The sequence below is a fragment of the Pseudomonas sp. UBA3149 genome, from assembly GCF_002364655.1.
Classification (GTDB): domain Bacteria; phylum Pseudomonadota; class Gammaproteobacteria; order Pseudomonadales; family Pseudomonadaceae; genus Chryseomonas; species Chryseomonas luteola.
The window spans coordinates 22,226-34,374 of the sequence record NZ_DEYV01000012.1 but is presented as its reverse complement, the minus strand read 5'-3'; the positions used below and the strand labels follow the sequence as shown (position 1 = coordinate 34,374).

General features: G+C 60.1%; 10 protein-coding genes. 1 reads left to right on the top strand and 9 read right to left on the bottom strand.

Annotation, left to right across the window (positions count from 1 at the left end):
• Positions 1-64 precede the first annotated feature (64 nt).
• Complete coding sequence (locus B3729_RS09615) at positions 65-502, top strand: MarR family winged helix-turn-helix transcriptional regulator (RefSeq protein WP_230382266.1); 438 nt, start codon at positions 65-67, stop codon at positions 500-502.
• A 15-nt stretch (positions 503-517) separates the two neighbouring features.
• On the opposite strand, the gene B3729_RS09610 is transcribed toward B3729_RS09615, so the two are convergent.
• From B3729_RS09610 to mhpT, 9 genes are all read right to left on the bottom strand, one after another.
• Complete coding sequence (locus B3729_RS09610; protein WP_074821845.1) at positions 518-1,936, bottom strand: sugar porter family MFS transporter; 1,419 nt, start codon at positions 1,934-1,936, stop codon at positions 518-520.
• Positions 1,937-2,203: 267 nt separating this feature from the next.
• Positions 2,204-3,940, bottom strand: coding sequence for an acyl-CoA dehydrogenase family protein (locus B3729_RS09605; protein ID WP_286787736.1), 1,737 nt, complete (start codon positions 3,938-3,940; stop codon positions 2,204-2,206).
• A 9-nt stretch (positions 3,941-3,949) separates the two neighbouring features.
• Entirely contained in the window at positions 3,950-5,197 is a 1,248-nt protein-coding gene (locus B3729_RS09600) for a thiolase family protein (RefSeq protein ID WP_286787735.1), read from the bottom strand.
• A gap of 9 nt (positions 5,198-5,206) precedes the next feature.
• Positions 5,207-5,728 carry a DUF3237 domain-containing protein gene (locus B3729_RS09595; RefSeq protein ID WP_286787734.1) on the bottom strand — a complete coding sequence of 174 codons (522 nt, stop codon included), beginning with the start codon at positions 5,726-5,728 and terminating at the stop codon, positions 5,207-5,209.
• Positions 5,725-7,623 (bottom strand): feruloyl-CoA synthase, encoded by a 1,899-nt coding sequence (locus tag B3729_RS09590; RefSeq protein ID WP_286787733.1) that lies wholly within the window; start codon positions 7,621-7,623, stop codon positions 5,725-5,727. The genes B3729_RS09595 and B3729_RS09590 overlap by 4 nt, the downstream gene beginning before the upstream one ends.
• A gap of 122 nt (positions 7,624-7,745) precedes the next feature.
• Positions 7,746-9,197 (bottom strand): aldehyde dehydrogenase, encoded by a 1,452-nt coding sequence (locus tag B3729_RS09585; protein ID WP_286787732.1) that lies wholly within the window; start codon positions 9,195-9,197, stop codon positions 7,746-7,748.
• A gap of 106 nt (positions 9,198-9,303) precedes the next feature.
• Positions 9,304-10,134: a p-hydroxycinnamoyl CoA hydratase/lyase gene (locus B3729_RS09580; RefSeq protein ID WP_010795913.1), complete on the bottom strand. Its 831-nt coding sequence runs from the start codon at positions 10,132-10,134 to the stop codon at positions 9,304-9,306.
• Positions 10,135-10,306: 172 nt separating this feature from the next.
• Positions 10,307-10,870: a DUF3237 domain-containing protein gene (locus B3729_RS09575; protein WP_286787731.1), complete on the bottom strand. Its 564-nt coding sequence runs from the start codon at positions 10,868-10,870 to the stop codon at positions 10,307-10,309.
• A gap of 9 nt (positions 10,871-10,879) precedes the next feature.
• Positions 10,880-12,127, bottom strand: coding sequence for a 3-(3-hydroxy-phenyl)propionate transporter MhpT (gene mhpT, locus B3729_RS09570; protein WP_219650983.1), 1,248 nt, complete (start codon positions 12,125-12,127; stop codon positions 10,880-10,882).
• Positions 12,128-12,149 lie beyond the last annotated feature (22 nt).

The window sequence follows — 12,149 nt, the reverse complement described above, 5'->3', positions numbered from 1 at the left end:
TCATGACGAAACCGTTTCTCATTCAATGAATAAAAAACAGCAGGTTGCAGTCGATACGACCGATATGGAAGAAAGCAGCGAAATCAACTCGCCATTTCTGGACGAGGTGATCGGCTATGCCCTGCGTCGGGCTCAGCTGAAAGTCTTCCAGCATCTGATCAATGAGCTGGAAGCCTATGATCTTCGCCCCGCCCAGTTCACCGCCCTTACGCTGATCGAGCAGAACCCGGGCCTCATGCAGGCCGAGCTGGCGCGTGCATTGGCCATCGAGCCACCGCAGATGGTTATCATGCTGAACAAGCTGGAAGCGCTGGGCCTTGCGCTACGTATACGCTGCAAGGCCGACAAGCGCTCCTATGGCATCTTTCTGAGCAAAACCGGCGAGACCCTGCTCAAGCAGCTCAAGGAAGTGGCTATCCGCAGTGATAACGAGGCCACCGCCGCCCTGAGTACCGAGGAGCGGCAGCAACTGCTGCACTTGTTGCACAAGGTCTACCGGTAGCCCGGCGCATTACATTTACGCGGGCTGCTTGTGGGTGCGACGGGGCAGGAAGGAACCGGCCTTCAGTGACCGCTCGATGTCTTCCAGGCTTCGTCCACCCGTTTCCGGGACTAGGAAGAAGATGAAGACCCAGCCCAGGACATTGAGTCCGGCGTAAACCCACATCGCACCGCCTACACCCAGCCATTGCGTCATAGTCAAGGCAGTCCCGGTCAGCAATAGATTGGACCCCCAGAGCATGGCGGCATGAGCACCGGTCGCCTGATCCCGAATAGCCAGCGGATAGATTTCCGATCCGGTCAGCCAGCCTACCACCTGGATGCCGCCTGCGTTGAAGATCATGAAGACGATCAGGCACCCCACTACCCACCAGCCCTGCGAATCGCCCGCCAAATTGAAGTGCAGCACGGCGCCCAATACCAGAAGCGCCACCACTGCCCCCGGAATCATCGCCAGGCTCAGCGTTCGACGTCCGACCTTGTCGACAATCAGCTTACCGATTACCGTCATGACCAGATAAGTGATTGCCACGCCAAGGGCTGACCACAGCGCAGCGGACGCGCCAAAGCCGGCATCCCTCAGAAACGTCGGCGTGTAATAGATCATCATCTCGATACCGCTGAGCTGGGTAAACGCCGCTACGCCCAGGCCGGCCACAAGCGCCGGTCGTAACCACGGTTGGCGCATGGCCCGCCAGCCTGTTACCGAATGCTCCTCCTTCTTGTCCACAACCTCCTGAATATCCGCAATCTCTTCGCGCACCTCCCCCGTGGTATCCCGCACCTTGGACAGCTCATGCCTGGCCTCTTTCGGACGGTCCTGCTCGACCAGCCACCGCGGACTTCTCGGCATTCGGGTCATGCCAAACAACAGCACCAGCGAAGGTACAAGTGCAACCCCAATCATCCAACGCCAGGTAAAGAGGTTCTGGCCGGCCACCCCCACAATTGCAGCCAGGAGAATCCCTACACCAATGGAAACGTTGAAATAGGTCACCAGGCGACCCCGCTTTTCGGGAGGTGCCAGCTCAGCGATGTAGGTGGGGACAATTTGCGTCGAGCCGCCGACTGCAAAGCCCAGCACCAGGCGAGACAGCCCTAGGCACCAGACATTGGGAGAGATAGCAGCAGCAACCACCCCCACACAATAGATACCCGCCACGATCACGATGGTCAGCCGACGCCCAAGCCTTGCCGACATACGTGTCGAACTCAGGGCACCGATTACCGCACCCAGCAAGATGGCAGCCGTGACAAGCTCCTGGGCGCGGTGGTTAAGCTCGAAGTCCTGGGCAATTTGTGGAAGGGCACCGGAGATGATGCCCGTATCATAGCCGTACAACCCTCCGGCGATGGCTGCAACGGTAGCCACCATTGCCATATAGGCCTTGGGCTTGATATGGCTCTCGGTTGCGGAGCTAACAGCGTCTGCCATGAAGTTACCTGTCATATGGGAGGGATATGAAGGTATGGAGAGAGCCGTTACCCATGTGGTTCCGCCTGCCGTATGACGCTTGCGGTCAGCCTTGACACGATCAGGGTCTTACAACCGCTCAGACATGGCGCTTTCAGCGCTCAAGGGCCATAAAACGATAAACAACCCCCTACAAAGAAAAGCTGACGAAATGCCTGCCATCGCCCCATTATGCCTGCCGTTTTCACACCAATTACTGCCAGATCCCGACCGTTTCGCCACTATCTCCTATAAAGCAGGTAAAGGTGCCCGGCTCACCTTGATAGCGTCCGCGGTCTGCGCAACATTGAGCAGCAGATAGTCAAACGCGAAGCGGGCCGTTTCGCTTTTGGTTCTATAAAATGCATCTTCCTGACGGGACTCGGCCAGCCGAGCCGTACGTGCCCAGACAAATGCCAATCCTAACCAGCCCTGCAAGCGCAGATAATCCAACGCAGCGCGGTAGGGCCATTCCGAATCGCTAGAACTCATCAAGTCCGCTGTCACCTGCCAAGTCTGGTGGCAGGCCTGTCTTAACGCCGCACCATAAGACTTGCACGAAGGCGTTGCCAAACACCGCTCGGCTTCTGCCTGATAGTGCTCCAGAAGCCTGCCCAGCGCTGCTCCCCTGTCGCCGATAACCTTGCGCACGAGCAGGTCATTGGCCTGAATTTCGTTGGTACCCTCATAGATCATGGCGATCCGGCTGTCGCGCAGGGTCTGCTCGATGCCAAAGTCTGTCACGTAGCCATAACCACCCAGCACCTGCAGCGCCGCACTGGCCTGCTGAAACCCCTGCTCGGTAAAGAATGCCTTGATGACCGGTGTCAGCAGCGATGCCAGTTGATGGGCGCGGGCGCGCTCATCGGCCTCTGTCGCATGCTCGGCCAGATCCAGCAGATGCGCTCCCCAATACCCCAGCGCCCGCATTCCTTCACTACAAGCCCGTAGTTCCAGCAAAACGCGTCGCATGGCCGGATGATGGACAAGCAGATCGGCTGCTTCAGCCGTCTCTTCAGAGCGCTTCGGCGCGCGCATTTGCCTTCTTTCCGAGGCATAGGCAAGTGCCTGTTGATAGGCCGACTCGACATGTCCCAACCCTTGCAACCCTACATGCAGGCGTGCCGAATTCATCATGACAAACATTGCCGCCAATCCCCGATGGGGCTCGCCAATCAACCAGCCGCAGGCCCCCTTGAAACGCAAGGCACAGGTTGCACTGCCCTTGATACCTATCTTGTGCTCCAGGCTCTCGCAGTACACGCCATTAGCCGTGCCCTCAAGCACCTTGGGCACCAGGAACAGCGACAACCCGCGGCTGCCGGCAGGTGCGTCAGGGAGGCGAGCCAGTACGAGATGCACGATGTTGGATGTCAGATCATGTTCGCCACCCGAGATGAACAGCTTGCTGCCGTCGAGCAGATAGCGTCCCCCCTCTATCGGCTCTGCCCGAGTACGAATCAGGCCAACGTCACTGCCAGCCTGGGGCTCGGTGATGCACATGGTGGCAAGCCACTCGCCACTTACAAGCTTGCCAAGGTAGGCATCCTTGAGCGCTTCTGAGGCATGGGCGCGCAGGCATTCGTATGCACCATGGGCAATACCGGGATACATGGCCCAGGCATGGTTGGCGGAAACCAGCATTTCCTGAAGCGCCGCGTCCAGCAACTGTGGCAGGCCCTGCCCTCCCCAGGCCGGGTCACAAGCCAAGGCGGGCCAGCCACCCTCGACATAGGCCTGATAGGCCTCGGCAAATCCGGACGGCGTCGTCACCTGTCCATCCTGCAGCTGGCAGCCCTGGCGATCGCCCGAGGCGTTAAGCGGCGCCAACTTGTCGGCACTAAAACGCCCCGCTTCCTCCAGGATTTGCATAGATAGATCAGCGTCCACTTCGCTAAAGGCTGGTATTACAGACCAAGTCGAAGGAGCATCGAGCCATTCATTAATAACGAACCGCATATCGCGCAGCGGAGGGTGATAGGTCATGGCATTCTCTTAACGATAGTTCGGGTTTTCAATCAGCACCGCCATGCCTTGCCCGCCGCCCACACACGCGGCGGCGATGCCATAGCGTTCGTGGTTGGCCTGTAGCTGTCGCGCAAGGGTAAGCGTCAGGCGCAGGCCGGTTGCGGCCAGGGGATGTCCCAGCGCAATCGCACCGCCACAGGTATTCAGTCTTTCCGGATCGATATCCAGTTCACGCTGAACAGCCAACACCTGAGCGCCCTGCGCCTCGTTGATCTCGAAGCGAGCGATCTCCGCCAGCGTCAGCCCACTGCGCTCGAGCAGCAGGCGGATGGCCGGCGCCGGGCCGATGCCCATTACTTCTGGAGCAACCCCGACCGCGGTAGCGGCCAACAGGTTGGCTAGCGGTGGCCCGTCTGTCCGGCTCGACCTTCTGGCCACGACCATCGCCGCAGCACCATCAACCACTGCACAGCTGTTGCCTGCCGTCTGCACACCGCCCCCATGAATCGCGGCGAGCCGGGCCAGGGCCTCGAGTGACGTAGGCCGCGGATGACTGTCGACAGCGACAGAAGCGACACGACGTGGCAGTTGAATACCCCGCGTGCGATACCCTTCCAGCCGAAATTCTTCTGTTTGCACAGGGACAATTTCATCCGCAAACCAACCGGCCTCCTGTGCTGCCAGCGCCCGGTTGAAGCTTGCCAATGCATAGGTATCAACCTCGGCACGCGTAAGGCTGTAGCGACGGGCCAGATTTTCAGCGGTACCAATCATGTCGATACCCGGTGCCGGGTCCATCAGGGCCTCCCAGAGAAAGTCCTTGAACTCCACCGAGGCTCCCAGGCGAAAACCGCTCCGGTGCGTATAGGCCGCAATGGGATTGCGAGACATGGACTCGCTGGCGACGCACAAGGCGATCTCGGCCTGACCCAAGCCAATCTGTTCACCTGCCTGACGCAGCAACTCGAAACCGGTGCCACAGATACGCTGGACTTGCAGGGCCGGCACCTCTAAGGGAACGCCCGCATAAAGGCCGATGTGTCGGGGTAACAGGTAAGCATCGAAACTGGCCTGAGCGACAGACCCTGCCAGAACGCTATCGACCTGATCCGGCGCCACGCCACTGCGCGCTAGCACCTCGCGCGCGACCTTGATGCCCAGGTCAATCGGTGAAATCTGCCCCAGCGCGCCGCAGTAATCTGCCCAGGGTGTACGGACACCCCCAAGCAGCACCACGTCGTCGAATGCAGAATACAAGCCCTGTTGTCGCGCCATGGCAGTTCCCTATTTGAGGCGGTACACGCGAATCAGTACGGCATTGCGCTGCAAGGGTGCCCTTTCGACGGTTCCGGCATAAACGTAGCGATTCAACCAGCCGTAAGGGCCGTCCGGAGCGGTAATGGTCAGCGTCGAGAAGGCATAGGGCTTGGTATCCAGCTCGTGGATCAGGGCCTGATTGTGGATCGTCAGGATCGCGCCATCATGGGTGCGCATCTCATACAAGGCATCGAGCTGCTGGACGCCATCGGCACGGACCAGCTGCCGGTCCGCCCCGCCCGGCAAGACCTTGCCACGCAGCCTGGGACCGACGAAACGCCCGCCGGTAATCGATACGATACGACGCTCCCCCAGGGGGCCTTTACCCAGGGACACGGTATCGGCAATCTCCACGGTCGCCTCGTAAACCAGCTCCGTCTGGGGAGCCACACCGGTGGCCGCTTGGGCAGTGGTCATCATCGATAACAGCATCCATCCGGTGACGAGTCCCATCACGGTACGCGCCGTGATCCCCACAGAATTGTTCATCGCGCTGCCTCCATCGCCTCGAAACGAACAACCGAGGCGTCATTGCCCTGGCAGATTGTCTTGATCCGATCCGCTCGCCACTGCAACACGGCGCGCTGGTTGATCGAACCCTTGTCCGTGATTTCACCTCGATCGATAGAGGGCGGCTCATCGAGCAAGCAGGCCCACTCCACCCGGCTGGCACTGCCGGTTGCCTCCCGATTGAGCCGCCTGAGCAGCCCGGCAAGCCAGGCGCGCACTGAAGGTGAGGCCAGCACATCGGCGGACGAGGCATCATCACCCAGGCCGGACAAGGCTCGGCACTCAGGCAGACGGGGAAAGATCAGCAGGCCAAGGCAGTCGTGGTCCGGGCCGACAATGACCGCATCTTGCACATAGGGCGCGCCTTCCAGCACCACGCGTGTGCGTAACGGCCCCACGCTGACAAACACACCTGACGATAGCTTGAAGTCTTCGGCGATCCGCCCGTCGAACATCAGCCCCAGGTGCGGCTGCTGCGGGTCCGCGAACTTGAGCGCATCGCCGGTACAGTAGAAGCCTTCTTCGTCAAAGGCCTGGGCGTTGTGCTCTGGTGAGCGCCAATAGCCCGGCATCACGTGCGGTCCGCGAAAGCGTGCCTCGAGCTTGCCATCCACCGGCACCAGCTTGACCTCACAGCCCGGCGCCGGTAGCCCGACATAGCCCGCCATGGACAGTGGCCCGGTAGTAAAGGTGCAGGACGGCGCCGTTTCAGTCATGCCAAGCCCGGCCATCATGCGGATACGCTCGCCGCAATGCCGCTCCGCTACACGATCCAGACGGTCCCAGACACTTTGAGAAAGCCCTGCGGCGGCAAAGAAGAACAACTTTATCTTGGCGAAAAATCGCTCACGCAACTCAGGATCATTTTCCAGCGCAGTAACCAACTCCTCCCAGCCCTTGGGTACGGTCAGATACGCGGTAGGTGAAATCTCCCGCAGATTGCGCAAGGTTTCAGCCATGCCCTGCGGCGTAGGCTTACCCTCATCCAAATAGAAGCTGCCGCCGTTGTACAGCACGATGCCGATGTTATGACTGCCGCCAAAGGTATGATTCCACGGCAACCAGTCCACCAGCACAGGCGGCTCCTCGCCAAAGGTGGGAAAGGTTTGCAGCAGCATCTGCTGATTGGCGCAGAGCATTTGCTGAGTAGTGACTACCGCCTTTGGCAGCTTGGTAGAGCCAGAGGTGAAGAGAAACTTGGCAATGCTGTCCGGCCCTGTGGCCTCAAAAGCCGCATCCGCCTCGGCGCCGCCGGGCTGGGCGAGCAACTCCTCGAACGCAATACAGAGCCGCCCGTCAAGATCACCCCGCGTCAGGATCACGGGCACCTCCGCTGGCACACGCGCCTCGATGGCGCGGCGGTACAGCTCACCGTCACAGGCGAACACCATGCCAGGATCAAGCAGATCGATTACATGCTTGAGCTTGCCCAGATCCTGGGAAAGCAGCGAATACCCTGGTGAGACCGGGCAATAGGGAATACCTGCATAGAGCGCGCCCATGCACAGCTGAAAATGTTCAAGATCGTTCCCGGACAGGATGACCAATGGGCGCTCGGCAGAAAGCCCAAACCCCAGCAGGGTCTGTGCGATGGCACGTGCGCGCTGGAGCATGTCGGCGTAGGTGATGTGCCGCCACTCCCCGCCCTGTTCACGTGCCGCTACAAAGGTTTGATCGGGCCGTACCTTGGCCCAATGGACCAGGCGATCAAGCAAGCGCTGCGGTAACGGCGCTAGGGGTTCCAGAGCCTGCATGCGGATAGTGCCATTCTGCTCATGGCGGATGTCTACGGCCGGATGGCCGATCGACACCGAACGGTATCGGGGCTTGGCCGCACCGACCTTTTCAATGCACAGCTCGGACTCGCAGTTCACGTCGCATACCTCCTGTTGGCACGCAGGGGCCGAGCACGACTGAATTCGCGCACCAGGCCCCATGCATGGCCAGCCTGTTTCAGGCCGGTGTTGTCATTGTTGTTGACAGGAATAGCGTGGGTTCAGATGGGATAATGTCGGGGCGTTGTCTGGAGCGTAATCCAGCGCAGCTGGGTAAAATGCTCGACCGAAGCCGCCGAGCCAAAACTGCCATAGCCGCTGCCTTTCACACCGCCGAACGGCATCTGGGCTTCGTCATGCACTGTCGGCCCATTGATATGGCATATGCCGGACTCGATCCGCTGAGCCAGCCCCAGTGCGCGGCTCACGTCGCGGCTGAACACGGCGGCAGACAGGCCATACTCGGAGTCGTTGGCCACGTGCAGCGCCTCTTCGTCATCCTTTACCCGAATGACTGACACCATCGGGCCAAAGGACTCTTCGCGGTAGAGCTTCATGTCGGGCGTTACGCCATCGATCACAGTGGCCTGCATCAGGCAGCCATTGATCTCTCCGCCTGCCGCCAGACGCGCGCCCTTGGTCAGGGCGTCATCCATCAGGGTTTGCAGGCGCTCGGCCGGGGCCCGGTCGATCAACGCCCCCAGGACCGAGGTGCTGGCCTGCGGGTCGCCTGCAAGCAGCGTTCTGGCCTTGTCGGCCAGCTTGCTCACGAACGTATCGGCAATGGACTCGTGCACGATTAGCCGCTCGGTCGACATACAGATTTGACCTTGGTTGAAGAAAGCACCAAAGGCAGCAGCCTCTACCGCAGCATCCAGGTCCGCATCGTCCAGCACCAGAAGCGGCGCCTTGCCGCCCAGCTCCAGCACAGCCGGGGTGAGATGGCGCGCAGCCAGCTCCCCGATGATCTTGCCTACTCTTGTGGAGCCCGTGAAATTGACGCGGCGTACCGCCGGGTTTGCAATCAGCCGCTCGACGATAGCCGGCGCATCCTCTGGTGCGTTGTGGATAACGTTAATCACTCCGTCACCCAGCCCGGCTTCATGAAGCACATCACCGATCAGGGCATGCACGGCCGGGCACAGTTCGGAGGCTTTTAGCACTACGGTATTGCCGCAGGCCAGCGGCATGGCAATCGCACGGGTCGCCAGGATGACCGGCGCATTCCACGGTGCGATGCCGACGACCACGCCACAGGGCTGGCGCACTGCCATGGCCATCGAGCCAGGCAGATCGGAAGGGATGATCTGTCCGGTGATCTGGGTTGTCATGCAGGCCGCCTCACGCAGGATGCCGGCGGCCAGATGAACATTGAAGCCATACCAGTTGGGCATGGCGCCCGTCTCGCCTTGTCCAGCCGCCACGAACTGATCCGCGCGACTGGCCATGAGTTCAGCAGCCTTGAGCAAGCGTGTCCGGCGCTCATTAGGGCCCAGCGCCGCCCAGGCTGGGAACGCTGCTTGCGCCGCCGCGACAGCAGCATCAGCGTCTTCAAGGCTGGCTGCGGCTGCGCGAGTGACGGCTTGCTCGGTCAGCGGATTGCGACGCTCGAACTGACGCCCATTGGAAGCCTGCACGTGACGGCCACCAATCAGCAGGGAAACCTCGTACATGATGCGATCCTCGTTTTTGTAATTGTCAGGAACTGCACATACAGCATACGTCCGAACGCCCGCCTGGGCAGCTCGGTGGCTACACAGGCGCAAGGGTATCCGGCGTTTAACGACGGTAGGTTTGCAGACCCGGCTTGATACTTTTCTCATCGAGGAACTGCTTCATGCCTTCTTCACGGCCATGCTCGGGGTCACGCAGGCGAGCCTGGTCAAGCTTGGCGTACAGGTAGTCTTCGTTCTGCTCCCAGTTGAGTTCACGGCAGCGCTTGAAGCCGATCTTGGCCGCCCGCAGTACCACCGGATTCTTTTCAAGCAGCTCACGCGCCAGGGTGACGGTTTCCTCGCGCAACTGCGCCAGCGGGACACTCTTGTTGACCAGCCCCATCTGGGCAGCCTTGACCCCATCGAAGGTACGCCCTGTCATGATGTAATAGAGCGACTCACGATGGCCGACTGTATCCGCCATCGCCTTGCTCACCAGATTGCCAGGCGGTATACCCCAGTTGACTTCGGAGAGACCAAACGTGGCCTCATCGGCGGCAATGGCCAGATCACAGGCCACCAGTGGGCTGAAGCCACCGCCAAAACACCAGCCGTTGACCATGGCAATGGTCGGCTTGCTGTACATTCGCAGCAGCTTCCACTGCCATTCAGAGGCCTCACGGCGGATTTTTTCCTGAAGAATCTCAGGGCCTGCATCCACCTCGCGGAAGTACTCCTTGAGGTCCATGCCTGCCGTCCAGGCATCGCCGGCCCCGGTCAGTACCACTACCCCGGCATCGGCATCCTGTTCCAGCGTTTCCAGAATCTCGCGCATTTCCCGGTTCAGCGTCGGGCTCATGGCGTTGCGCTTTTCGGGACGATTAAGGGTCACCCAGGCAATGCCCTCCTCAACCTTTACCTCTACCGTTTTCCAGCGACCTTCGTAATTGCTCATGGCGGAACCCTTGTTGTTGTGCTTCTTGTGAGTCCAAGCTAAGGCAGAAAAATAGTTATGTCAATTAACTATTTTTAGCTTTTTACAATTATTTATGCCCCTCCTATGCCGCCAAGATCCGGTCTCCTATAGGCATGTTTTGAGACGTCATCCAAATAGTTAGTCCAATCAATCATTTGAGAAGATAGGCGTCATACACCACAGCCTTGCCCAGGCGCATGGCACTGCCAACACCGATGGCCCGATTGAGCCAGTCATACTTCTCGGCGCTGGTTTCAAATGTCATCGTGACCTTGAAAAAGTATTTGCTCGGATCGACAGGCTTACCGGCGGCCACATCCTTCATCACCTCTGGCGGACCGTAGCGGTACCCCTTGGTTTGCAGGTAAACAAGCGCGCCGTCATCGGTCTTGAGCAGATAGCGTGTATCGATGACGGCCAGCCCATCGTCGGTCACGACCTGCCAATCCGCTCCGCTGTTAAGAATTTCCCCCTTAAACGATGGCCCCTCGAAGCGGCCACCGGTAATCGGGATGATTCGGCGCTTGCCCAGCTTGCTCGTCTTGCCAAGCTCCCAGACAGGCGCCGTCAGATCGACCTCAAACCGGGCCAATCTTTCCAACCCAAGCGGCGGCGGATCAAAGGCAGGCTTTTCCCGTGCTTCCTCTGCCAGCGAGACGCCTGACAGTAACGTGCTAGCCGTCAACAAGGCGGCTACCCATAGAGATCTGAACATGGTTTCTCCTTAATGAGCCGGTTCACCTGCCAGCACACCTGTGCTGACCGGCTTGGCGGCCTGTCGGTTGAGCAGGCAGAGCACAGACGCCGCAGCGATCAGCACGCCGGGGGCTGTTGCGATGACCAGGGTCGATGCCGCGCCGCCCATGGCCAGTACCTGACCGGCCAGGAGCGGACCGGCCATGGCGCCTAATCGTCCGATCGCCACGGCTGAGCCCACCCCGGTCGCTCGTACGGCCGCCGGATACACCAGAGGCGCCAGCGCATACAGCACCAACTGGCCGCCTACTACAAAGAGGCCCGCCAGGAATCCCGCCATGATGACCCCGGCAAAGCTGCTCGAAAGCCCAAGCCCCGCCAGTCCGGCCAAGATACCGGCGTAGATGGCGACCACGACGATTCGGGGTTTCCAGCGGTCCATCAGCAGACCGAACAGGACCGAGCCGATACCGCCACCGATATTGAACAGGATCTGAACCGTCACGGCTTGGCTGCGGCTGAACCCCTGCCCAACCAGCAGCGATGGCAGCCAGTTGAGCAGCATGTACATCACCGTCAGGGTAAAAAAGTAGCTGACCCACAGCATCAGCGTGGTGGATGCCCTTACCTGATGAAAGAGGCCATCCCAGGTGCGAATGGACTGCTCGGTTGCCCGGGCCGCCTGCCGGCTTTTGACGAATGCCGATGACTCCATCAGATACACGCCCAGCAGGGGCGCCACCAGAAGCGGCGCAAAGCCTCCTACATAAAATACCGTCCGCCAGCCCAGCCCGGTCTCCAGCAGACCAACAATGGCCGCCAGCGCACCACCCAGTGGCACACCGCAATACATCAGGCTTACCGCTGTATTGCGGGCACGCTCGCCGGCCGACTCGGAGGATAGGGCAATCAGGTTAGGTAGTGCCCCACCCAGCCCGATGCCGGTCATGAAGCGTGCGATCAACAGGCTCTGCATATCCCAGACATGAGCGCTGGCCAGCGAAAAGAGACCAAACAGCACAACCGAGGCAATCAGCACCTTTTTGCGCCCGATCCGATCGGCGCACCAACCTCCTAAAAAAGCCCCCGGCAGCAAGCCCAGAATGCTGGCACTGAAGACCAGCCCCATCTGCGCCGGCTTGAAGCCAAACGCGGCAGCCATACTGGGCGCTGCGATGCCCATGGCCTGCAGATCCATTCCCTCCAGCAGAGCCACTACAAAGCACAACCCTATGGTCAGGCGTGTACGGGCATCAGCCATCCCGAGCGTAGTCATAGCGAAACCTCCTCATGGGTCA